At 43.5% G+C, this 23,864-nt stretch carries 25 protein-coding genes and 1 pseudogene; 16 read left to right on the top strand and 10 right to left on the bottom strand.

What is annotated here, in order from left to right:
• Positions 1–142 precede the first annotated feature (142 nt).
• From tadA to grxD, 6 genes are all read left to right on the top strand, one after another.
• A complete protein-coding gene (tadA, locus tag V7K30_RS10245) occupies positions 143–628 on the top strand; it encodes a tRNA adenosine(34) deaminase TadA (RefSeq protein WP_334998933.1) in 486 nt (161 codons plus the stop codon).
• A 113-nt stretch (positions 629–741) separates the two neighbouring features.
• Positions 742–1,500, top strand: coding sequence for a lysophospholipid acyltransferase family protein (locus V7K30_RS10240; protein ID WP_334998932.1), 759 nt, complete (start codon positions 742–744; stop codon positions 1,498–1,500).
• Between the two features lie 618 nt (positions 1,501–2,118).
• Positions 2,119–2,283 (top strand): hypothetical protein, encoded by a 165-nt coding sequence (locus tag V7K30_RS10235; RefSeq protein ID WP_334998931.1) that lies wholly within the window; start codon positions 2,119–2,121, stop codon positions 2,281–2,283.
• 156 nt (positions 2,284–2,439) lie between these two features.
• The gene (locus tag V7K30_RS10230; RefSeq protein ID WP_334998930.1) at positions 2,440–3,048 is read left to right on the top strand and encodes a hypothetical protein; all 609 of its coding nucleotides are present in this window, start codon (positions 2,440–2,442) and stop codon (positions 3,046–3,048) included.
• Between the two features lie 239 nt (positions 3,049–3,287).
• The gene (locus V7K30_RS10225; RefSeq protein WP_094332828.1) at positions 3,288–3,545 is read left to right on the top strand and encodes a BolA family protein; all 258 of its coding nucleotides are present in this window, start codon (positions 3,288–3,290) and stop codon (positions 3,543–3,545) included.
• An 89-nt stretch (positions 3,546–3,634) separates the two neighbouring features.
• The gene (gene grxD / locus V7K30_RS10220) at positions 3,635–3,958 is read left to right on the top strand and encodes a Grx4 family monothiol glutaredoxin (protein ID WP_334998929.1); all 324 of its coding nucleotides are present in this window, start codon (positions 3,635–3,637) and stop codon (positions 3,956–3,958) included.
• A 352-nt stretch (positions 3,959–4,310) separates the two neighbouring features.
• Here the strand turns inward: grxD and V7K30_RS10215 are convergent, their stop codons facing one another.
• The gene (locus V7K30_RS10215) at positions 4,311–4,559 is read right to left on the bottom strand and encodes a DUF6761 family protein (RefSeq protein ID WP_334824605.1); all 249 of its coding nucleotides are present in this window, start codon (positions 4,557–4,559) and stop codon (positions 4,311–4,313) included.
• A gap of 584 nt (positions 4,560–5,143) precedes the next feature.
• Here V7K30_RS10215 and V7K30_RS10210 point away from each other — a divergent pair.
• Positions 5,144–5,917, top strand: a complete 774-nt coding sequence (locus tag V7K30_RS10210) for a response regulator transcription factor (RefSeq protein WP_334691956.1) — start codon at positions 5,144–5,146, stop codon at positions 5,915–5,917.
• Positions 5,918–6,169: 252 nt separating this feature from the next.
• On the opposite strand, the gene V7K30_RS10205 is transcribed toward V7K30_RS10210, so the two are convergent.
• The 4 genes from V7K30_RS10205 to V7K30_RS10190 all read right to left on the bottom strand — a co-directional run bounded on the left by V7K30_RS10205 (position 6,170) and on the right by V7K30_RS10190 (position 8,707).
• Positions 6,170–6,961, bottom strand: a complete 792-nt coding sequence (locus V7K30_RS10205) for an ABC transporter ATP-binding protein (protein WP_334998937.1) — start codon at positions 6,959–6,961, stop codon at positions 6,170–6,172.
• Between the two features lie 62 nt (positions 6,962–7,023).
• Entirely contained in the window at positions 7,024–7,590 is a 567-nt protein-coding gene (locus V7K30_RS10200) for a hypothetical protein (RefSeq protein WP_334998928.1), read from the bottom strand.
• A gap of 117 nt (positions 7,591–7,707) precedes the next feature.
• Entirely contained in the window at positions 7,708–8,169 is a 462-nt protein-coding gene (locus V7K30_RS10195; RefSeq protein WP_334998927.1) for a DUF4079 domain-containing protein, read from the bottom strand.
• Positions 8,170–8,311: 142 nt separating this feature from the next.
• Positions 8,312–8,707, bottom strand: a complete 396-nt coding sequence (locus V7K30_RS10190; protein WP_334998926.1) for a DUF1830 domain-containing protein — start codon at positions 8,705–8,707, stop codon at positions 8,312–8,314.
• Positions 8,708–9,295: 588 nt separating this feature from the next.
• On the opposite strand from V7K30_RS10190, the gene V7K30_RS10185 reads away from it, so the two are divergent.
• The 5 genes from V7K30_RS10185 to V7K30_RS10165 all read left to right on the top strand — a co-directional run bounded on the left by V7K30_RS10185 (position 9,296) and on the right by V7K30_RS10165 (position 13,668).
• Positions 9,296–10,885, top strand: coding sequence for a photosystem II high light acclimation radical SAM protein (locus V7K30_RS10185; protein WP_334998925.1), 1,590 nt, complete (start codon positions 9,296–9,298; stop codon positions 10,883–10,885).
• 102 nt (positions 10,886–10,987) lie between these two features.
• Complete coding sequence (locus tag V7K30_RS10180) at positions 10,988–12,376, top strand: DICT sensory domain-containing protein (protein ID WP_334998924.1); 1,389 nt, start codon at positions 10,988–10,990, stop codon at positions 12,374–12,376.
• Positions 12,373–13,011 carry a pentapeptide repeat-containing protein gene (locus V7K30_RS10175; RefSeq protein WP_334998923.1) on the top strand — a complete coding sequence of 213 codons (639 nt, stop codon included), beginning with the start codon at positions 12,373–12,375 and terminating at the stop codon, positions 13,009–13,011. Before V7K30_RS10180 ends, V7K30_RS10175 begins: the two co-directional genes overlap by 4 nt.
• 57 nt (positions 13,012–13,068) lie before the next feature.
• A complete protein-coding gene (locus V7K30_RS10170; protein ID WP_334998922.1) occupies positions 13,069–13,311 on the top strand; it encodes a hypothetical protein in 243 nt (80 codons plus the stop codon).
• 123 nt (positions 13,312–13,434) lie between these two features.
• The gene (locus V7K30_RS10165; RefSeq protein WP_334998921.1) at positions 13,435–13,668 is read left to right on the top strand and encodes a hypothetical protein; all 234 of its coding nucleotides are present in this window, start codon (positions 13,435–13,437) and stop codon (positions 13,666–13,668) included.
• Positions 13,669–13,731: 63 nt separating this feature from the next.
• Here V7K30_RS10165 and V7K30_RS10160 read toward each other — a convergent pair whose 3' ends face one another.
• The 3 genes from V7K30_RS10160 to clpS all read right to left on the bottom strand — a co-directional run bounded on the left by V7K30_RS10160 (position 13,732) and on the right by clpS (position 15,531).
• A complete protein-coding gene (locus V7K30_RS10160; protein ID WP_334998920.1) occupies positions 13,732–14,211 on the bottom strand; it encodes a hypothetical protein in 480 nt (159 codons plus the stop codon).
• A 142-nt stretch (positions 14,212–14,353) separates the two neighbouring features.
• Positions 14,354–15,178: a CPBP family intramembrane glutamic endopeptidase gene (locus tag V7K30_RS10155; protein ID WP_334998919.1), complete on the bottom strand. Its 825-nt coding sequence runs from the start codon at positions 15,176–15,178 to the stop codon at positions 14,354–14,356.
• A 71-nt stretch (positions 15,179–15,249) separates the two neighbouring features.
• On the bottom strand, positions 15,250–15,531 hold the full coding sequence (clpS, locus tag V7K30_RS10150; protein ID WP_334860704.1) for an ATP-dependent Clp protease adapter ClpS: 282 nt from the start codon (positions 15,529–15,531) through the stop codon (positions 15,250–15,252).
• 300 nt (positions 15,532–15,831) lie between these two features.
• On the opposite strand from clpS, the gene V7K30_RS10145 reads away from it, so the two are divergent.
• A complete protein-coding gene (locus V7K30_RS10145; RefSeq protein WP_334998936.1) occupies positions 15,832–16,197 on the top strand; it encodes a hypothetical protein in 366 nt (121 codons plus the stop codon).
• Here V7K30_RS10145 and V7K30_RS10140 read toward each other — a convergent pair.
• Positions 16,192–16,701 (bottom strand): annotated as a pseudogene (locus V7K30_RS10140) (aminotransferase class I/II-fold pyridoxal phosphate-dependent enzyme); the annotation flags it as partial. The gene V7K30_RS10145 and the pseudogene V7K30_RS10140 sit on opposite strands and share 6 nt — an antisense overlap.
• A 219-nt stretch (positions 16,702–16,920) precedes the next feature.
• Positions 16,921–17,124, bottom strand: a complete 204-nt coding sequence (locus V7K30_RS10135) for a hypothetical protein (RefSeq protein ID WP_334998918.1) — start codon at positions 17,122–17,124, stop codon at positions 16,921–16,923.
• Between the two features lie 471 nt (positions 17,125–17,595).
• On the opposite strand from V7K30_RS10135, the gene V7K30_RS10130 reads away from it, so the two are divergent.
• From V7K30_RS10130 to V7K30_RS10120, 3 genes are all read left to right on the top strand, one after another.
• Complete coding sequence (locus tag V7K30_RS10130) at positions 17,596–17,925, top strand: STAS domain-containing protein (protein WP_334998917.1); 330 nt, start codon at positions 17,596–17,598, stop codon at positions 17,923–17,925.
• A 147-nt stretch (positions 17,926–18,072) separates the two neighbouring features.
• Entirely contained in the window at positions 18,073–20,808 is a 2,736-nt protein-coding gene (locus V7K30_RS10125) for a TIGR03960 family B12-binding radical SAM protein (protein ID WP_334998916.1), read from the top strand.
• Positions 20,809–21,654: 846 nt separating this feature from the next.
• Positions 21,655–23,856, top strand: a complete 2,202-nt coding sequence (locus tag V7K30_RS10120; RefSeq protein ID WP_334998915.1) for an Rne/Rng family ribonuclease — start codon at positions 21,655–21,657, stop codon at positions 23,854–23,856.
• The last annotated feature ends 8 nt before the right edge of the window (positions 23,857–23,864 follow it).

The raw sequence follows: 23,864 nt of genomic DNA, 5'->3' as shown, positions 1-23,864 counted from the left end.
AGATTAAAGTGCGAACTCAACCCATTAGGGTTATCTCTCAAATGTCACTCATCCCTGAATATTTCTACTCATTTCGAGTGAACGAATCGCACCCCCCGGACAAAGGCGAGCAGACTTTTTAAATTTTTATATTGATAAGAATATGCTAACTAAATACACGGAATATCTTATACATCAACAATGGATGAGTTATGCCCTAAAATTAGCACAAATAGCAGGTGATGCAGGTGAAGTCCCTGTAGGTGCTGTTATCATTGACTCAACTGGCAAACTGCTGGCACAAGGAGAAAATAGAAAAGAGCGCGACAAAGACCCTACCGCTCATGCGGAAATTCTCGCTCTCAAGATAGCTGCAACAACTTTACAAAATTGGCATCTTAATGAATGCACCCTCTACGTAACTCTCGAACCTTGCCCGATGTGTGCAGGTGCTATTTTGCAAGCGCGTATAGGACAACTCATATATGGAGTAGACGATACAAAAACTGGCGCAATTCGTACAGTTATTAACATACCCGACAGCGCTGCTTCTAATCACCGTCTCCAGGTAATCGGAGGCATTCTAGAGTCAGCTTGTCGTCAACAGTTACAGGCTTGGTTTGCTACTAGGCGGCGTAGGGTAAACTAACGGACAGAGGTAAAACTGTCCATCTAGTACGACACAAGTCACGCAAGAGAATCTACGGTGTAACTAATCAGGCTTTTCGTTAAATTTTTACCCGTCAATCAGCTGCATCCGTCATGATGGAATTTTCCTCTTCATCCGATACCTGCCAGCGCACACCAGCAAATCTTCAGGTAGATAGTACTACCTCAAGGGTTTCTCCTTGGTTAAGTCCTCTGGCATATTTATTAGGGCGTCACTGCCTATTACCATTATTCTTTGGGCAAATTAGAATAACCGGACAAAAAAATATCCCTAAAACTGGGCCTGTGATCCTTGCGCCTACCCATCGGGCGCGTTGGGATGCATTACTTGTACCCTACGCTACGGCTGATTGTCGGAGAGAACAAGACCTGCGGTTTATGGTAACTATTGACGAATGCCAAGGTTTGCAAGGCTGGTTTGTCCGACGTTTGGGGGGGTTTCCTGTAAATTCTAAGCATCCGTCAATCCGCACGCTGCGACATGGAGTTGAGCTACTTCAGCAGAAAAAAACTCTGGTAATCTTTCCAGAAGGTGACATTTTTCGTGATGGCCAAGTTCACCCGTTGAAGCCGGGAATTGCTCGTCTTGCTTTGAGTGCTGAATCTAGTCATTCTGGGCTGGGAGTGAAAATCATACCCATAGGCATTAATTACAGCCAACCTTATCCAAATTGGGGTACGGATGTAAGTATTCACATTGGCTCCCCAATCAGAGTAGCGGATTACATGAATGGCTGTATAAAACAAGATGCCAAAAGCATGACAACTGATTTAGCAAAGGCACTGCAACAATTAAGCCATCAAGAAACAAAAATTACTAATCACGCATTTGCAGAAATTACTAATTCTTGATCTCGTCAAAGTCAAAAGTCCCAAGACTGGCTCTTAAGTATTGACCATTAACCGTGGATGATTAAGAAACTGCACGTTTTGAAGGTTTGACACTAATTGCTAACTGCTATATCCATCCTGAATAAGCCACAAAAAATTAGTGATATTTTGCAACCTTTGAGGATGTATACATATATAGATTACCCTGTATTGATGGGATATTCAGCCAAATTGGCATTTTTTTGAGCAAATAGCTCCTAATTGTCTGCATACTGAATTGCTTGATGATAAATATTCTCACTATTTGCTTAGAGAGTTAAATGAAAGTCTTTGGATTCTCCGTAAACATGACTGGTAAAAACAAAATTTTGGGAAGCGCGGACTGGGGACATCGCCATCTTTAACTTGTTTGGTGCAATCGCGAATAGTTCAAGCAGTGCTTTGGAAAGATTCTCCTGCTAAATATTCCAGTTAACCTGAGATAATTTAGGACTTACGCACTGAAAACCTTAAACCTCGATCCCCCCTAACCCCCCTTAAAAAGAGGGGGATCTGAAAAGTCCCCTTTTTAAGGGGGTTGGGGGATCTCTTCTGCGTAAGTCCTATAATTATTGGGGAGAAAAGTTGGTAGTCAGACAGATGGTGAAGCATTCTAAATTCTTTTCTCAAATCAACTCTTCGCCACCGCCTTGTCAAACTACTCCCAAGCTGCTTGCTAGTAAACCGGTGATTGAAAACATCAGAGGAATTAATGCATTGAGGCAGTCTACCGTAGGTATCGCTCATCACAACGATTTAAGTTAGCTACTATACAAGGGTAATGGGAACTCTATTAAACCGATTTTTAGTCTAAATCAGAGATACTTAGGATGTAGCTTTGCTTTGTCCAAGACCAAAACAGAGTTAAGATACCCGAAGTTTCCATAACTTTTTTATATAGTTGTCGCACTAATTGATCCCATGAACACTGCTGCCGCTGTTACCTTGATGCACCGTACTGTTTTATCAGTTATAGCAGTCCTCAGCCTGCTATCACCTGTGAATGCTCAGGTATCACAGTCACCAGGCACTACCAGCCAACCACAACCGATTGACCCCAACGATCCCAATAACCTCCGCCCCATAACCGAAAGTAACAGCCTTTTGAGCATTGCAGGGGGCGATCGCCTCGTGAAAGATGCAGAACAAGCCGTTTCTGCTCAAAACTACCCCTTAGCTGCTAAGAAACTGCAAGAAGCACGTCAGGTTTATAATCAGCTATCTAATTTTTATCAAGAGTTAAACGCTAGCTTTTCGGGAATTGACAATAGAGTTTCTGATTCTCAGCGTCAAAAAGCTTTATTAACAGCCCAAAAGCGTGATGAAGCCACCTTTCAGCTAGCATTGGTACATCGGGCACAAAATCAGCCAGAATTAGCTGTGCCGTTGTTGGTTCAAATAATTAAGAGTCAAAACCCGACGCGGGACTTAGGTAAGAAAGCCTATAAACAGTTGTTTGAGTTAGGTTTTGTTGATTCTCCCTATCCTAGAGAAGGTGGTAGTTCATCTTCCTCATCCCAAAAAAAATAAATTAAATTTTTGTTACCTCTTTTTCACTATCTCCCCCATCTCCCCCATCTCCCTAACCAGTCGCTTGGGAACGCCCCAGTGCTAGGATAGAGCTATCCGCCGTAGCCAAAACCTGAGCGTTCTCAAAAATACACCTCAGAGGCGCGTTTATCTACAGCCTTGCCAAACACCTGAAGTTGGCACAGGCATTTGGTCTATATCTGTTAATAATAGAAAAGTAAGTTGTTTCAGGAATAGCGATGATTAGTCCGCAGCAGGTTGAGGCAATGATCAAGGCGGAACTGCCAGACGCCCAGGTTCAGGTGCAAGACTTGACTGGTGGCGGTGACCACTATCAGGTGACAGTAGTTTCATCGCACTTTGCAGGTAAAGGACTAGTGCAACAGCACCAGTTAGTTTATGGTGCGTTGGGTCAAGCTATGTCAACTGAAGCGATTCATGCCTTGGCGGTAAAAACATACACTCCCGAAGCTTGGCAAGCAACACCCGCTTCGTAAACATAGAGTTAGGAATTAGGAGTTAGGAGTTATGAATTTTTAACTTCTCACTCGTCATCGTTGAATGCAACATAGGAAACACAAATACCATGACGCCAGAACTTAAAGAGAAAATTGAGAACTTGCTACAACAGAACAAGATTTTAGTTTTCATGAAGGGAAACAAGTTAATGCCCCAATGTGGTTTCTCAAACAACGTTGTGCAGATTCTCAATACCTTGGGAGTTCCCTTCGAGACAGTTGATGTTCTATCAGACTCTGAAATCCGTCAAGGAATTAAAGAATACTCTAACTGGCCGACAATTCCCCAAGTGTATATCAATGGTGAATTCCTTGGCGGTTCTGACATCTTGATTGAACTGTACCAAAAAGGTGAATTGCAGGAAAAGGTAGAAGTAGCACTAGCCTCGTAATATCTCTTTACGCAAACGAGAGGGTATGCTGCCGGATTTGCGCTTCGCAATCAAGGCAATGTGCCGTTTTTAATGTCCTTGAAAGGGGAAATACTATTTATCTCCGCTTTCAAGGCTTTTTTTAATGGGTTTCTGACAAAAATATTTGACCTGTCTGGGAATTGATTCCAAGGCTAGCCAAAAATCCCCTCAGTCGCATTGGCAAGACCAAGTTTAGGGCTGAGGGGATGCGTTTTATCAATACAATATCTCCAAAATCTCACACCACGGCAACCCGTTGACCAATACAGATAATATGCTATAATAATCTGCGGTAATTAACGGTTACAATCAATGACCAGGTAAATGGTACTTAGTAGTAATCGGGTTGTGGCTGTGGTTGCGGCACTGCAAAGTTTGATCCATCGTACAAGTAGCGGCTGGCTTCCTCTTCTAAGCGATGAATCAGAAAAGGTTCAATGATGTTGCCATGTCGCAGTGCGGCTAGATATCCATCCAAATACATCCGCATATCATCAGTGCGATAACCGCGATTCCATAACTCGACGAAGGCGTCGGTTAGTCTTTGGTAATAGCGGATGGTTTGTGTGTCTTGGAGCATAACTGCTGTATTAATCTCTTTGGAATGAGAATTGTAAATGATTCACGCTCAAATGTGAAGTGTAATTTCACTTTGGCATCAACTCAAAGTCAACACATCTACTTTGGGTAGTACCCTCCTAGCAGCTACAAGATATTTTAATCCTATTCCAAAAAACATCGATTCTAGTTATTTGCTAAGTTATTTTTCTGATTTTCACAGTCAACAGCCCAATTGTATTGGTGTTATATTCGTGGATGTGGACACTAATTTTTGCGAAATAAATCCACTTTCACCATCAAGTTGAAAAGCTGTTGTAGTAACGGTTAGCTGGTTGGGTTATAGATATTTGCCACATTACACCCACCCAAAAGCAGAATGTTAAGCTAAAAGAACTTTTGATAAGTCTAACAACACTTTTGATAAACTTAATAAAAATTTAATAATATTTCTAATCGCCTTTAGGCAAGGCATAAATTAAAGATATTGCCACGCTTTTTATGAGGAAATGTAAAGCTAATCGCAATTGAAGTAACAAAGGCTACAAAACCTTAGAGATGGGCTTGTTACTTTGAAAGGCATCGACGCTAAGGGATCTTGCCACCGTGGGTTCGGTTTGTATAGAAATCATTGAGGGGAATCCCCATCTGAGGTCGTTGCTGGGTTGGCACTTGCAACAACTAGAATACCGTGTGCATCAAGCTGCCAGCATTTATCAAGCTAGGGAAGTATTTTTAAGCCATCAACCAACACTAGTAGTCTTGGATGCAGACCTGCCTGATGGTGATGGCATTGAGTTTTGTCGTTGGTTGCATCGTCAGCAGCAGCCTCTAATCTTAATGCTATCTGCCCGTAATAGTGAAGGTGATATCGTCGCAGGTTTAAAGGCGGGTGCAGATGATTATCTGAGCAAACCTTTTGGGATGCAAGAGTTTTTGGCACGGGTAGAGGCACTGATTCGCCGGAAGCGCACACCTACTGCACCAGCTTATTTGGATTATGGAACTTTGCAAATCGATTTAGTTCAACGGCGTGTTCGTTTCCAAGGGGAGTTCATCGACTTAACGCCCCAAGAATTCAGTTTGCTGTATGTTTTGGCACAAGCTGGAGGAGTGCCTCTGAGTAGGTCGGAATTGTTGCGTCGTGCTTGGCCTGACGCTATCGATAACCCTCGTACCATTGATACTCACGTTTTGTCGCTGCGGAAAAAGGTTGAACTTGATCCCCGCCAACCTAACTTGATTCAAACTATCCGCAATGTCGGATACCGTTTTAACATGGAAATTTTGAATACCAATATTTCACAGTCACAAACAACAAAGTTAGCTAGAGAGAGATTTAGTAATCAACGTTCAACACTTAGTAGTAGTCAAGTTTGATGGGGCATTGGGCATTGGGCATTGGGCATTGGGCATTGGGCATTGGGGAAGTAATATCATGTCCGCTTGATTACTTATTAAACTTCAAGAACCCCACCCTGCCAAAGCTACGCTTTGTCTCCCTGCCCCTAATCCCCAGAGGGGGCCCCGAGTTCCCCGCAAGCGAGGAGGGGTGCAATGACTGTGGGAATCATAACTAATTACCCGGACATGATATTAAGATAACACTCCTGTCTTCTGACCAATCCAAATCTAAAATCCAAAATCGTCTTGAGCTTCTGCTTTAATCAAGCTTTCTCGTAATTGAACCCAGTCTATCTCTGAGGCTCTTTGGTTTGCCAATAAATGACCTTGTTGTAGATGTAACAACCGAGTGCAAAACATCTGGGCTAGTTCCAGTTGGTGATTTACCATCAGAATCGTGGTTTGATGAGTTTGACTTAACTGGATTAAGACTTGTATCAGATTAGAAGCAGTACCAGCATCAAGAGCAGAGGTTGGCTCGTCTAATAATAATATTTTAGGCTGGATGATTAGGGCACGAGCGATCGCTACTAATTGTCGTTGTCCGGCAGATAGTTGCACCTCTGTTCGCCCTAACCATTCACTCGGAATGTGCAGTTGTTCTATCCAGTGACTGACTCGTTGCTGAATTATCGGTTTGGACAAACCACGCAAAACTAAAGGATAAGCCAAGGCTTGCTGAACTGTCATCCCCAACAGTTTTGATTCTTGCAATACAAGTGTCACCATCTGGCGTAGCTGGATAACAGGAATTTGGCGATATTCTTGATTTTCTAGATAGATTTTGCCACTAGTGGGTTCAATTAGGCGGTTGAGGAGGTATAATAACGAAGTTTTTCCAGCGCCTACTGACCCCATAATTGCAATGCGTTCGCCGCAGGCGTTGGCGGAGCCATCGCCCTGAAATACCTCTAAGGAAATATCCTGCAATATGGGGTATCCCTGCTGATTGCCTGGAAGTTGGGTTTTCAGGCTTGTAAACAGATTAACTTGCTCTAGCCTGAGTGTGGCATTATTCAAGGGGAGTGGGGAGTGGGGAGTGGGGAGTGGGGAGTGGGCGGAGGAATAATTGATGCCCAATTTTAAGTTAATTGTGTGGTATTTAAGGCTGTAGCGATCGCCCAGCCATCGACCAACAGTAACAGTAGCGTTAATCCCAGCAGAATCAGATACATCCACGGTTGTGCTAAAGGGCGAACATCTGTGGTGTCAATACCTGTCTTTGCTTGCACAATTTGGACGAAACGGGCAAATCCGGCTACACGCATCGGTAGTAAATAAGCTTTCCCATCCTGGCTGACGAAGTAATAAACTAACCCTCCTTGACCAGTGGTGCGGGGTTTTAACTCTTTGACGTCAGACCAAGGTAAAAACCAGCCTTTACGAAAAAAGCGAGGCACCCAGGCGGGGTAAGTAACCTGAATTCCCTCGTCATCTACCATTACTTGTTCAGTCAATACAGCATACAAGGCAACTAAGCCGATGCTAATCCCTAGCCACAATAATGTTGGGGGTACGGGTGCAGCTGTTACCTGCGATAAGAAGGGTAATGGGACTGTGAGTGCTATATATAGACTCAGCAGCGTCATCCGAATCAAAGGAGACAGACGAAAAACAGAAGCTGAGATATTGGCTGAGTTTGCTGTCACGGCTCAATTACAATGCTTTTCTTCATTGTAGGATAGGTCTATGTCATACCTCGCCTGTCGTACATCAGTTATGCCACTTTAACAATTCGTAATTCGTAATTCGTAATTACTAATTCTTTAAGGTAAATACTTTTGCACTACAATCCAACCAGTAAGGGAAACCCAGGCAAATCCGACAAACAGAATAATATTTACGCCGATGTGTAAAGGTCTAGCCCAAGGTCGTCTAGCACTAATTTGCGTTGCACTGAAAGCAGACAGTAAAACTAACGCTACCACTATCAATCCAGCGATTAGGTGTGACGAGTGACCTAAAGAACCAAAGTGACCGAAAGTGCCAACAATGCCGATTGCTAGCAATAGTACTACTAAACCTACCATGCTGATGCCCATTGTATAGTGGAGCGATCGCACCTCCCTATTTCCGCCCAGAAATGGCGTAATAAAAGGGAATTGCTGCGAAGTTCTCGCCCGAAACATCCAAATGCCGGTGACTGCTAACATCAGATATGCCAGCAGGGACAACCCCATCGACCAGGCGGCTATTTTCCACAACCAAAGAAAAGAAGGCAGATTCATAACAATGATTGTAGATGGAGATGAGGGAGATGAGGAGAATAACCAATCCCCAATGCCCAATCCCCAATGCCCAATAAATAATAAATAATAAACAAAAAGGGCTGCTGAATTAGCAACCCTCAAATTTAGTAAAATTGTTTTTTTAATCAACCGATGCTAAACCAAGGATTTGTAAAGGTTTTGTAGTATCTCCGATTTTTGTATTAATTTGCTGCACCATTGGTTTGGTATTAATAGGGTCTTTTCCATCTGATGAGTCGGTATCAAACTCATAAGCGCTGGGTTCATTGAGCATCAGGCGATCGCACGGTATTTTATCAGATAAAATTGAACTTGCCATCATCCCTGTATGAATCTCCATTTGACCTTTTCGCGGAGCTTCAAAGACTAAACGTTGTCCTGGAAAAACAACCCTTTCAAAGTACCAGTTGGGAATATTGCAGATGCGAGCTACCTGTATTTTGCTCGTGGCATTAATGTAGCAGCAGAGAATTTTCCCCGATTGCTCAGGTGGTAGAGGATCTAATATTTGAGCCATAACTGCTGAGGAGCTTTACGCCACAATTTTACATTACACTAGCCAAGCCTAACACCCACTGATCCCCACTTGTTGTAACTGCGAATACCAACTCAAGCCTTTCTAGATTTTTTCTACCTAAAGATATATCGGAGGTTATAAAAATTTTGTAAATATTTATGATTTTTCTAAAATTTTACACTATGTAAATATCTTTGAGTTTTTAATCTCTGGCAAAAAACCTTTAACTTCTTGAGGGCAGATAATTACAGAGTAGGTATGGTGAAGATACCCTTAGCTTGAGCCTAGTTCAGGAGTGTATTTTTGTGTTTCATCTATCCCACGATTAAAAACCTGGGATCATCGCTTAATGAATAAACTCAATGTTATCGTAAAGCTATATGAAAAATTTCTTCATAAAGCCTCTCTTGATACCCTGCATTTGGGATGCAAAGCAATTTTATTGATACCTACATCTGTGAACGAAAATTTCGCGCTTATCAATAATCGGCTTCAATGTCAAGCAAGATTGTCAGAGATTAAGAGCAAACAAAGCAAAAATACCCCTTAAAACTGGAATTTATCTCGTTTTCCCCCAAGATTGGCAAGATGGAAGTCAAAATACCCATGATGGAAAATCGAATTCTTTACGTTCGCCTTCCTTGTAACCCTATCTTTCCCATTGGGGTTGTCTACCTGAGCGATCATGTCCACAAGCAGTTTCCTAATATCGAACAGCGCATCTTTGATTTAGGAACAGTCCCACCTTTAGATTACACTTCCGCATTGGATCGGTGTATCGATGAATTTAAACCGACACTGCTAGTATTTTCTTGGCGGGATATTCAAATTTATGCCCCAGTTGGTGGACGTGGTGGGAACCCACTGCAAAACGCCTTTGAATTTTACTACGCTAAGAATCCTCTATTAAAACTACGTGGCGGATTCGGCGGTTTACGAATCTTCATCGCTTACTATGTAGAATTGTGGCAAAACCAGGGCTTAATCAAACGCGGTTTAAAGCGTGCCCAAAAATATAATTCTGATGCTCGTGTAGTTGTAGGTGGTGGTGCAGTAAGTGTATTTTATGAACAGTTGGGTAAAAGCTTACCTCAAGGGGCAATTATTTCTGTGGGTGAAGGCGAAACCCTGCTAGAAAAACTTTTAAGTGGCAGAGATTTTCGAGATGAACGCTGTTATGTTGTCGGAGAAACTCAACCACGGAAACGGCTAATTCACGAACAACCCACCCCACTAGAAAAAACAGCTTGTAACTACGACTATATCGAAAGCATCTGGCCAGAATTTAACTATTACCTGCAAGAGCAAGATTTTTATATAGGTGTACAAACTAAGCGTGGTTGTCCTCACAACTGTTGCTATTGCGTCTACACTGTTGTGGAAGGAAAACAAGTACGCATCAACCCAGCAGATGAAGTAGTTGCTGAGATGCGCCAATTATACGATCGCGGCATTCGCAACTTCTGGTTTACCGATGCCCAATTTATCCCAGCGAAAAAATTTATCGACGATGCCATAGAACTATTGCAAAAAATCGTCGATTCTGGTATGACAGATATCCACTGGGCAGCATATATCAGAGCCGACAATTTGACACCCCAGTTGTGCGACTTGATGGCGAAAACCGGGATGAACTACTTTGAAATTGGAATTACCAGTGGTTCTCAAGAACTCGTGCGGAAAATGCGGATGGGGTATAACCTGCGAACCGTCTTGCAAAACTGCCGCGATTTAAAAGCAGCTGGTTTCAACGACTTAGTTTCCGTCAATTACTCCTTTAATGTGATTGACGAACGTCCCGAAACCATCCGCCAAACCATCGCCTACCACCGCGAACTAGAACGGATTTTTGGTGCTGATAAAGTCGAACCTGCCATTTTCTTTATTGGACTACAACCCCATACTCATCTAGAAGAATACGCTTTTAAAGAAGGCATCCTCAAACCAGGGTATGATCCAATGAGTTTGATGCCGTGGACAGCCAAAAAACTCCTCTGGAATCCCGAACCCCTTGGTTCATTCTTCGGCGAAGTCTGCTTGCAAGCTTGGCAACAAAACCCCAACGATTTCGGACGCGAAGTTATGAAAATTTTAGAAGAAAAACTGGGTTGTGCCGACTTAGAAGCAGCACTTTCTGCACCAATAGAAACGAAAGACAAACAGTTAGCAGCTGTTTGATAAAATTCTCAGAATCAGACAAGAGTAAATTTCATCTCCTTGTCTCTCGCCTGTCCCCTGCCCTACTTAACTCCCCCTCTGCGGTTATTTTCACCCAATCCCATGTTAGAAGGTTCAATCCTACAACAGCTAGAAACAGCCCATCGCCATACTACCAGGCCAATTCGATTCGGTGTTTACTACAAAAATACCTTAGTTGCCCTGTGCCACGCTCTAGAAGACCATATTTTAACGGACGACGGTACACCCCTAGTTATCACAGCCTTCCAACGGGGTAAATGGTATCTACAAGAAGCTCAACGATATGCAGATATCGCCCAGCGCAGCAGCGAAATTGTGATTATGGCTGCCTCTGAATCTGGCTTTGCTGAACATCCCACAAGCCTTTTACCGAATGTAGACTTAGTGGGATTAGATTCAGTCGATCCTGTAGCTCAAGAGTGGCATTTAATTATTTTATCGCCTAAATACACAGCAATGGTAATTTGTCAAGAATTATCAGATGCTGATTATGGCAGCACTGGAGTGCCGACATCAGACTTAGAGCGGAAATTCTATGGTTTGTGGACATTTGAGCCAGAGTTAGTGCAAGAGACAGCAGAAATAGCGATCGCTCACATCAAAAAATACAACCCAGAACTGGCAAATAAACTCACAGCCGATAAAGAACAAATTGTACCGTCAATGGAAAGATCCCAAAATCTAGGTGCAGTTGTCTCCCGTGTAGTAGATTATCTCCAGACTGGGCAAGATAATTTATCCATCCCAACAGCGCTTCAGAAACAAACGCTAGATCGGAACTTGGTTTCTAACGAAATCCAAGCCTTTTTGCGAATGGCGCAGCTGATGGATATGGCAGATGTCAACAATCCAATGGCAGCTGCGGAAGTAGTAGTTCTTGCTGAAGCGATCGCCCAGCTTTTGGATCTTCCCGCATGGCAAATTAAAAGGTTGCGGCTGGCGAGTTTGTTGCATCGCATAGATCCATTACAAAACGCCGAAAGCGTTCTCACTTCTGGTAATACACCGACACGTTACAAAGAAGATGCCCCCAGTTGTCCTTTAATACCAGGGGCGCAAGTATTGCGAACCATGCCACGATTACGAGCAGTTGCCCAAATTATTACTCATCAAAGCGAGTGGTGGAATGGCGCAGGGGAACCAGCAGGTTTAGCTGGAGATGAAATTCCCCTAGAGTCGAGAATTTTAGCATTATTGGCAGACTTTCAGTGGCGAATCAATCAGCGAAAATCGTCCAATCTAAGCCGGGAACAGATATTTACTCAAGCTTTAGATGAGTGCAAACAGCAAGAATCTATCCGCTTTGACCCTAAACTTGTAGATACCCTAACTTTATTAGTTATGGGTTTACAACAGGGACTCGACTTACCCTTGATGACACCCAAATTCAGCGCCGGCATCTGGATACTTGATTCCCAATGGGATAGCCACAGCAAGATTAGTGAGGAGATTGGTAGTTACTTTACATGAATATTGAAGCCATTAAATTAGGAAAACTCAAACAACTTCCAGGGGCAAATTTAGAAGACGAGGAACTCTCCAGACTGGATTTAAGCCGGATTAATCTTGCTGGCGCTACCCTTGTCGGTACTAATTTCGCTGGTTCTAAACTCGAAGGTGGGCATTTGGAGGGGGCGAATTTGATGGGAGCCAACCTTCAAGAAACTGACTTACGGGCGAATTTGATGGGAGCGAACTTGATGCAAGCAGATTTAACGGGCGCTGACTTGCGGGGTAGCAACTTGCGTGGCGCTAACTTGATGGGAGCAAGACTCAGTGATGTGTCATTGGTGGGTGCTTTCTTGAGTGGTGCCAATTTAATGAACGTGAACTTGCAAGGCGTTGACTTGCGGGGTGCTGACTTGCGGGGTGCAAACCTGACTGGAGCAAATCTCAAAGGTGCAGATTTGAGTCGCGCCGATTTGCAAGGGACTTTGTTGAGTGAAGCAAATCTTGAAGAAGCTGACTTGCGGGGGGCGAATTTGGCAGGGGCGAATTTGACGGGAGCGAATTTGTTGTGTGCAGAGTTAGAAGGTGCAAATTTGAGCGGCGTTAATTTGGATAAGGCGTGTTTGGTGGGTACAGTGGTTGAGACACGGGCGTAAATATTGCATCCAAAAACTACCTATGCCGATTATTTGTATTTTTGAGGAGTACCCAGAATGACAACCGTCGCCTCCCAAGTTTCAATTACCACCATGATTCCCATGTTGACTGCTATTGGAAATCGGCAATGGGAACAGTTCAAAGAACTGGAGGCAGATTTTGTATCCCAGTATGGATTAGAGGTATGGCAAGAGGTTTTTAATTTCCGTCTCAAGCCAGCACTAGATAAAGATTCTGACAGATGGCTACTGATCCAGTGGTGTGGTGAAGGAATTATATCAGTCAAAAATGTGGCGTAGGTGCGATCGCGCAAAGTGAATCATAGCGATCGTTTTTATTCTCATCCGAAGGTTACTACTTCGCCGTTTCGCAATATTCTTAGCTATTGTTAAAATTTTCGCAGATGAAGCAGGTGAAAATTTGTGACCCTAAAAGAAGTTATCAGATTAGCAAAGCAACTTTCAACCGTGGACAAAGTACGTTTGATCCAGCAAATTGCTCCTGATATAGAACGCGAGTTAACAGATAAATCATCTATTGTTCTCCGCAAATCATTGTGGGGACTATGTGCGGATTTGGGAAAAGCACCTTCCGCAGAGGAAATTGATGCAGCCCGTAGTGAAGAATGGGCTAGCTTTCCACGGGAGTACCAGTGATTAGTCGAGATAGCAAAATCAAATTATCTAGTGTGAATACCATTTGGTGAAAATGATTAACAACTAATTAAAGACTTCTCCTAAGTGCGCTCTTAATTTATCGATACTACCCCACTGAGACATCAAGTTTGGACTAGACAACAATTTAGCTTTAGTGTCAAACAAACCCCACTCGGCTCTCATTTCCTTCTTATCAAGAGGAATACGGCTGGGATTGGTGAAATCAGCAATCCAATGAACCTTAACCCATCGGAAAATACGCCATGTACCTGTTTTCCATTGAGGTTTATCTTCACTTCCCTCATTAACCAGTTCCACTACATGCGTCAAGTATCGGTAGTCGTACCCATGCGGTTTTTGAGAAAGGATGATAAGAGATCCTTTTGGTAAGTTAAATACATGAGTATCTACACCTGTATTTACACCTGTATCATTATTCTTTTTAAAGTTCAACTGAAAGTAAGATCCAATAGGAGAACTTTCATACGCCCAATCTTCCTCATCATTGACATTTTTGATATATTCCAGACGACTACAATCCATTATTTATATAAGCCTAAATCTTTATTTGATGTTGAATCTCTAAAAACCTTTTGGCTACACTCTGACACTTTGCCTAAATGAAATATTAATGTAGTTCCTTTTTAGCCGATATTTTATTTTTCTACAAGTTCATTACCCATTTTTAACTTTTCACTGTTCGCCCCCGTATACCCAAAGCTAGTACACTCATTAACAACACTCCCATCACTCCTTGCAAGGGATTATTATTCACACCAGTTACCCAATCAGGAACTTCACCAGAATATTTCACTAATTCCCCAACATTAATAATGTAGTAGCCCCCTACTAAACCACCATGTAAACCAATTGGTAAACCCAAGCGTCCCCGTCGCCAACGCTTTCCCCATACCTGCGTTAACCCCAGCAGCACTAAAGCTGGAAATTGCGGCAGTGTATGAATAATTGCCTCCAAGGGTTTAATAAAGTGCAATGTAGCAAAGGCAGTTGCATCTGTCCACAGTGCCACACGCGGACTGTAATCTCGTTGTAACTCATCTAGCAACCAGCCTCGGAATAACAATTCCTCAGCAAATCCGATGCCCAAGCCAACAAGTAAACCTTCTAAAATTACTTTCAGTAAAAAAACTTTCGGTTGCTGCCACACCAACCAACCCAACAAACTTTCTACCCCAAAAAGGATCAGAATATTAATTATCCCTATAGCCAAGCCACGCAGTAAATCCACACCATTTTGCCGCGTGAATTCTAAGCCATAATGTTGCAGAATTTGGGGCTGCTGGTAGACATATTTACCCCATAGTCTCAGGAGAAAAATAAACACTACATATAACAAGACTAATGTCAATATACTTTCTAAGTTTGAATCATGCACTAGTAAGTATATTGGTGTAGCCAATGGCAACCATAGCAGCCCTAAAGTCAAAATAAAAGCACCCAGCCTAATAGGGGCAGGGCGTTCAGCTAAACGGACAAAGTTTTTTTTCATACTAAATAAGTCACCAATCACCAGTCAACACTCTAAATTTCGACCAATGACCAATGACCAATGACTAATGACTATTCGTCAGGTTCAATCGTGCTACTTAAACCGTGACTTTGCAATGTTTCGCAATAAAACTCAGCGTGTTCCAGGGCGCAAGCAATGACTAAAGCTAGCCCGTTAGTATGGGCTTCCATCATGATGCTCACAGCTTGGGGTTGGGTAAGGCTAGGTACAGTGGCTATTAATGACTGTACAACATGCTCCATCGAGTTGTAGTCGTCGTTATGGAGCAAAACGCGATACCGAGGCGCGAGCTTACGGGTTGTGGAAGGCTTTTCAATAGTTTCAACTGACACGGCTCTTTGCTCTTTTCTCGTTAATTCACTACAACAAAGTATCTGTCTTGCGATCGCTCAACAGTCGTTTACCCATTCTATAGTATTTCTGCTCAGATACTATGCTAGGAAAACCCTTTGCTGCCAGGGATTGATCGTATTAGTTTTACGTAGGCACTTGTAAGGCAGATGTCTAAGACATCGCTGCCGTAAGAGTGCTACCCTAATCTTACAGAAGCTTTCCTTAAACGTAGCGCATTTTCACTTTTAAGATTAAGGAAGTTGCCAAATAATCCTTGCCCCTGCCCAAACTGCATAATGATGGACATTAGCCGAGATTTTCTTCAACCAGGACAAATTGTGTCTTTAGAGCATGGCGACAGGAATCTGTATGCAGAAGTCATTCAATTTGTGGTTTCCCGCCAGTTGTGCTGGGTGCGTCCTTTATTAATGGTCACTTTTATTCAAGAATCGCCGCTAATTACCGATTTGCGAGATGCGTCTGACTTGCTTTGGCCTGCTAATTTATTTCGGCCAGCTTTAGACACAGAAGTAATTACCTTCTTGAGCCAAGTTTTAGCAAAAGAACCAAAAACTGAACCTGACTCAGCAGCCAAGCAGCAACTCAATCAGTTTATTCACCAACTTTGGCAAGCATATCAAGAGGGATTGGGGATTGGGCATTAGTCTTTGCGTCCCCGCATCCTCTTCAGGTATCGGACTCAAATCAGGCAAAAAACCGTTTTCTGCCTTCAGGGGCATAGGAAAAGACTCACCACCTGCGAAAATTGTCGAAGTCCGGTAAACGGGATAACCAGGATCTGGTATTAGCGTATAGTCTCCTGCTTCCACAAACGCTAAAAAAGTGTTATGAATTGCTTCTTTGGAACCAATTGAAGAAAGAACCTCTGTATTCCGGTTCAACCCCGTCACCCCAAACCGACTTTCCATCCACTTAGCCGCAGTCTCCCGGAATTCTTTTGTCTCTTGGTAAGGTGGATAATTGTGGGTGGAAGCGTCGTCAATCGCCTCATGCATTACCTGGAGGATATGACTGGGAGTCGCTTTATCTTGATCGCCAACAGCCATATTGATGATATCAACTCCCTTAGCAACGAGTTCATTCTGCTTGTGGACAATTTCAGCAAACAGATAGGGAGGAATTTTTTCTAGGCGTTTAGCGAACTGCATGGCGATTTACTACGAATGCACAATGTAGAGGGTCATTAGCACAGTTTACGCAACCTTAGGTATTTAAATAATCAACCTCATAGAAAAATACAAACAATGATATTGCCCTTGTATCCTCCCTGCCTTTACTAAAACTTGTTTTACCTACTTGAAATTGTGATTGCTCCAGTCATAATCAAATTCACTGGATATAGGCAAGAAACCTCTATGCTTAAGGAATTAGGAATATCCCAAGCTAGGAACCAACTTAATTCTACCAGCATCCATCTCCGACATTAATAATTCCAGAGCTTCGTAGTCAACGTCAGAAATATAACCCAATTGCGTCAGTTCTGAGTTGATTTCATTTTCTATCTCAGGAGTTAGTTTTTTAATGTCAAGAGCTTTTTCTACCAATTTACGAATAGCGTACTTAGTTCTCATAAGTAATATTCCAACTGTATATGATACTAAATTATCCCAGATAACCCTAAGTATAAAGAGTGATCCAAATACTAACTTACTAGTGATATAGGTCACATTTAATTAGTTAAATAGATAATTCGCTATGTCTCTGTCGGATGCCATCAGCAACGCTAAAGTGGGAAATTTAACTTCCCGTTAAGACTTGGCTAAACTAGCTTTAGTTATAGACTAAGCAAGTTTTCTCAGCATAGTTACTGATGATTTGTCTGCTAATTAGGCTGTCTATGTTGATTGTTTTTGAAGTGAGATAAAAAAAAAGTATACAGAAATACATTTTAAACTGGAACTATAACAATCTTTAAACAGAGATACGAAAGCAATAAAGATTCAGCTAAGAGAGCTAAGACATATGGTCGATGCAACAAAATAGAGTTTATGTTCAAATAATCCTTAGCTTGACGCTTCAACAATTCTCAATAGGATGTAACTATGCAAGCAGTGCTTAACTATCCCAAGATTGCAGTCATTCGCCCCCAAGGCTGTTTGAATGCTGCAAACGCCTTGGAATTTGAACGAGATATGACCACAGCGTTGGCACAAAATGGTATTTCCATCTTGGTACTAGACCTAGCAGGAGTAGAATCGTTAGACAGCGCGGGGTTGATGGCATTGCTATCTATACACAAGCTGGCTGTAAGTTTAGGACGGGGTTTCCGACTTTGCGCTGTTGCTCCGTCAATTAGAATTATTTTTGAACTAACGCAACTCGACAGGGTATTTGAAATATTGGATGGTGAAGTTGAGTTGGCTGCAACATAACTTGATGTAAAAGCCCAAAGTTCGGATAAGAAGTGGACTTTATGTAAAGGAGTTATAAGTTGCAACGACAAACTCTGTTAAAAGACCTAATTCAATGCTAATGTTGGGGTTGAGTAGCTGTAATTAAGGTAGCTAGAAGATAGCACAGTGGCTGTTGCAGTTGAAAAATTAATAACATCGGATATTTTAAAACCAGCGCGTTACCTGGGTAACGAGCGTTTAGCTGTACACAAACCTTGGGATACGACAGCAATACGCTGGGTGTTAACCTACCCAGAAGTATATGAAGTCGGTGCATCCAATTTAGGGCACATCATCCTCTATAACATCTTGAATGCCCAACCGCGTCAATTGTGCGATCGCGCCTACCTCCCAGGACAAGACCTGGCAGCCAAACTACGCGAAACCAATACGCCATTGTTTGCGGTAGAGTCAAAGCGATCGCTGACAGAATTCGATATTTTAGGCTTTAGCCTCAGTTACGAACTGGGTGCAACTAATATCCTGGAAATGTTGGATTTGGCTGGAATTCCCTTGACGTGGCGAGAACGCCAAAAAGCAGGAGAAGCAGGGGGAGAATTTACGAATCTCCAGTCTCAGTTTCCGTTGATTTTTGCTGGTGGACAAACAGCGACATCGAATCCTGAGCCTTATGCCGACTTCTTCGACTTTTTCGCCCTTGGAGATGGAGAGGAACTGCTGCCAGAAATTGGTTTGGTGTTGGAAGAAGGCAAACAAGCAGGATTGAGTCGGGAACATCTGTTACTGGATTTAGCACAGATACCAGGCGTATATGTCCCCCAGTTTTACGACATGGCAAAGGATGGCTCAGTTCATCCTTGTCGCCCAGACGTGCCAAAACGAATTCTGCGACGGGTTGCAACTCCTATACCAGCATATTCCATTGGGTTAGTTCCTTACGTAGAAACGGTGCATGACCGCTTGACCATTGAGATTCGGCGTGGTTGCACTCGTGGCTGTCGCTTCTGTCAACCAGGAATGCTGACTCGACCAGCACGGGATGTAGAACCCGATAAGGTTGTAGAAGCAATTGAACAGGGGATGCGGGCAACTGGTTACAATGAGTTTTCCCTCCTATCTCTGAGTTGTTCTGATTATTTGTCCCTACCAGCAGTGGGGATGGAAATCAAAAATCGCTTAAAAAATGAAAACATTTCTCTGACTCTACCAAGCCAACGGGTAGACAGATTTGATGAGAATATTGCCAACATCCTTGGAGGTACGCGCCAAGGTGGACTGACCTTTGCTCCAGAAGCTGGAACTCAGCGGATGCGAGACATCGTGAATAAGGGTTTGACGAATGAAGAATTGTTGCGGGGGGTGAAAACGGCATGGGAGCAAGGGTGGGATAAAATAAAGTTGTATTTTATGATTGGCTTGCCGGGGGAGACGGATACTGATGTTTTAGGCATTGCGGAAACAGTAAGCTGGCTACAGCGAGAATGTAGAGGCAAGGGCAGAAAACCCCTAAACTTTAACCTGACAATTTCTAACTTTACACCCAAACCGCATACACCATTCCAGTGGCACTCAGTCTCTACCACTGAATTTAAGCGCAAACAAAACCTGTTGCGGCAAGAATTCCGCCGGATAAAGGGAGTGAAGGTAAATTTTACCGATGTCCGCATTTCAGCAATGGAAGATTTTGTGGGAAGAGGCGATCGCACTTTGGGCAAGGTAGTGCGCCGTGCCTGGGAATTGGGTGCAGGTATGGATTCCTGGTATGAAAATTTAGATCAGGCTTTTAGTGCTTGGGGGTCTGCGATCGCCCAAGCCGATCTAGACTGGAAATACCGCCAAGTAGAAAATGGCGAATGGAATTTGTTTCACGCACAAGATCACAAGAGATCGGGAGATGAGGAAAATACCCAACTCCTCACTCCTGTACAGACGCGATTAATCGCGTCTCTCCCCACTCAGACGCGATTAATCGCGTCTCTCACCACTCCCCACTCCCTCGATATTCCCCTTCCTTGGGATCACATTGATACCGGAATTGACAAAAAGTGGCTCCAAGAAGACTTGCAACGCGCCCTAGAAGCCGCAATTGTCCCTGACTGCTCTTTTGAAGGTTGTTCTCACTGTGGTGTCTGTGGCACCGACTTTGGGCATAACGTCGTAATTGAATCACCTGCTATCCCAAAATTCGCTGGCGAATTTGTCCCCAACACAACTAAGGCACAAAGACTGCGAGTTTGGTTTGGGAAACAGGGTAATATGGCTTTGATCAGCCATCTGGATTTAATCCGTCTGTTTGACCGAGTTGTGCGGCGAGCTGGCTTGCCAATCGCTTTCACTGGTGGGTTTCATCCAATGCCGCGAATTTCTCTAGCAACTGCTTTGGCTTTAGGGGCTACTAGCAGTGGTGAAATTGCAGATTTTGAGTTAACTGTGCCAGTGGCAGTTGATGCTTTCCGAGAACAGTTGGCTCGTGAAATGCCCACAGACATACCTATATATAATGTGGAGCAGATAGATTTAAAAGCTAGTGCCGCTACCCAACTGCTAGAGTCCGCAGAGTATTTGATTACTGTAGCAGCACTTGAAGAAGCAACACCTATACAATGGCAAGACTGGATTGATACAATCAAAGCAAAAGAAGAACTTTGGTACGAGCACACAACTAAGTCAGGCAAGAGCCAGTTAATAAATCTGCGCGATCGCTTATTTGAACTGGAATTAGTAGAAACCCACAATAGCATTACAGAATCTATATCATCTGTGATCCGTTATCTAGGTAGCTATCGCCCGGACGGTTTGCTGTTGCGTCCCGAACAAATCCTGTTTATGCTAGAGGCAGTGGCTAGTGGAGAATTTCAACTCCTGCACATCCACCGCAATCGGCTAATTTTAAGGGTATAATCCCTGTAGGGCAGCTTGCTAGTAGTTGTCCTAACATGGCACATCGGAGAAATTGATTTTTAGCAAGGTTGCGTTAGAATGGGGTGAAGAGAAATTTTCTGGCGCTGCATTGAATTAGCTGGTTCACTACCCTGGTATTCAGGGGGCGAAAGCATACATATTAGAGTGCAACTTCTAAGATTTTATCCCAGATAAACAAAAGGCAGATTAAAGAACGTACACTCTCTCTATAGCTACCTTGTGAATCAGTAACTAACAGCAGGCTCGGTTAGCTTCTCTAAATCCATGCTTTTTAAACAACTGCTGAGTGTCTAATCCAGAGTAGTGCCTAAGAGCTAGTGCATTATTTTTCTAGAGTTGAAGCAACTGCCGTCGGTTATGCCGACTTGTAGACGTTCACAAACGCGCAAAGCGCGGCTTGGCTTAGGCTAGAGCGGCTTCAAGGTAGGGTAGCAGCTGGCGTTGCTGAGTATAACCCTAAGGATAAATCCGGGGAATGGAAAATAGAAATAGTTTCATTTTCTTAACGACTTCAGTAGGTTACTCTCAAATGAAGCGTCCTGAGTTAAAAGCTGACTCAGGATTGAGAACTTTCAACTCAGAACTCTCTTGATTGAGAGTATTGCATCATGAATCAACCACTGACGGTTGATTCTAATTGCTAATATGCAGCCGTTCTGGAATAATCAGCCGTGGAAAGGCTCTTAAGAGCGCCAATAGCTATTTAACTTAGAAGCTCAGGTTTGCGATTTTTATTACCAGTAGCACCTTTTAAAGGTTGTAGGGACAACAAAGGTATAACAAACCTCCAGACCTATTGGTGCTGCCAGTTTTTGAGGAAATTGAATGCCAAAACAAATTATCATCGCGGAGCAGCACCAAATTGCTGCGGTTTTTTCTGAAGATCAAATACAGGAACTTGTTGTTGCTACAGGTCATCATCAAATAGGTGATATCTACTTAGGAGTAGTAGAAAACGTATTGCCTGGGATAGATGCAGCTTTTGTCAATATTGGCGACCCAGAGCGCAACGGTTTTATTCACGTTACCGACTTAGGGCCATTGAAGCTAAAGCGTACCGCAGCGGCAATTACAGAACTACTAGCACCACAGCAGAAAGTTTTGGTGCAAGTAATGAAAGAGCCAACGGGGACAAAAGGGCCCAGGCTTACGGGTAACATAACCTTACCCGGACGCTACGTAGTACTGATGCCCTATGGTAGGGGCGTAAATTTATCCCGACGGATTAAAAGTGAAAGTGAACGCAACCGCTTGCGGGCGCTGGCGATTTTGGTCAAACCGGCGGGAATGGGTTTGCTCGTGCGTACAGAAGCCGAAGGCAAACCAGAAGAAGCGATTATGGAAGATTTGGAGTTGCTGCAAAAGCAATGGGAGGCTATTCAGCAGGAAGCGCATTCCACCCGTGCTCCAGCACTGCTCAACCGGGATGATGACTTTATCCAGCGCGTATTGCGGGATATGTATGGCGCGGATGTAAATCGGATTGTCGTGGATTCCAGTACTGGTTTGAAGCGCGTGAAGCAGTACTTGCAGAACTGGAGTGGAGGTCAAACACCGCAAGGATTGTTAATAGACCATCATCGCGATCGCTCCCCAATTTTAGAGTATTTCCGCATCACTGCCGCTATTCGAGAAGCTCTGAAACCGAGAGTAGACCTACCTTCTGGAGGTTACATCATCATTGAGCCGACAGAGGCATTAACCGTAATCGATGTTAACTCAGGTTCCTTCACGCGATCGGCAACAGCTAGAGAAACAGTTTTGTGGACAAACTGCGAAGCTGCTACAGAAATTGCTCGCCAGTTGCGTCTACGGAATATCGCCGGGGTGATTGTCGTTGATTTTATTGATATGGAATTGCGACGTGACCAACTGCAAGTTCTCGAACACTTTAATAAAGCACTCAAAGCAGACAAAGCTCGTCCCCAGATTGCCCAACTCACCGAACTGGGTTTAGTAGAATTGACCCGCAAGCGTCAGGGTCAAAACATTTACGAATTGTTTGGTGAAACTTGCCCCACCTGTGGCGGTTTAGGACATACGGTGCGTCTGCCTGGAGAAATCGAAAACCGATTACCAATACCAGCAGAAACGCCAGAGCGTGAGCGTTTTATATCCCTACCTCACCGAGAACCACGTCAACCATCTGCCCGCATCCCGGAACCACGAGAAACCTATGATGGATTTGGGGAAGCATTTGACGGCGACTCGGAATTGAGTAACCTAAATCTGATCAATCATCCTAGTTATCAAGAACTTAATGATAATAAGCGTCGTACCCGCACTCGCCGCAGTCGAATTGGCATCAATGGCTTAAACGGGAAAGATGAAGCTCGGGTTGTTGCCAATCCCCTGGCTTTTGTCAACGAGCCAGACTTAGACCTTGATGTGGAACCAGAACTAGGAGTTGCACCAGAGATCCCCTCACCCACACTTGGTAAACCAGGTTGGAGTGAAAGAGTAGAGCGCACTGTAGAGCGCACTAAAGTTATCAAGGCAGAGCCAGTTAAACCAGTGGTAGAACCACCGGAGATTAGAACTGTAGAAATGAGCCTCCAGGAACAGGATATGTTTGCCTTGATGGGAATATCTCCTTTGGTGAAGTTAGAGCAAGAGGTTAAAAATACCAAATCTGTGATTATTAACGTGATTCAGCCTGGTCAATTACCAACGACTCCAACTGAATCAACCTCAGAATCAACTATCGCCCAAAAAGTAACACCTGAAATAACCGCTATTGCTCAAAAAGCAACACCTGAAATAACCGCAAGCAAGATACCAGCACCAAAAGTTATTGAACCAGAACAAAAATCTTTGATAGAAGAGACAACTGAAGCATCGGAGTTGACTGTGAATCCTTCGGGACGTTTGTCTGCGAAAGCCTCTGCCGCTAACGCGATCGCAGATGAAAGTGACGCGAACAGCACCTTTGCCGCCAACGCGATCGCAGATGAAAGTGACGCGAACAGCGCCGCTACTGCCAGCCGTCGCCGCCGCCGCCGTTCCTCAGCGATCGAGGATAATTAATTTGCTTT

The organism is Nostoc sp. (assembly GCF_036917655.1).
In the GTDB taxonomy this organism is placed as follows: domain Bacteria; phylum Cyanobacteriota; class Cyanobacteriia; order Cyanobacteriales; family Nostocaceae; genus Nostoc.
This window is presented reverse-complemented; position numbering and strand designations above follow the sequence as displayed.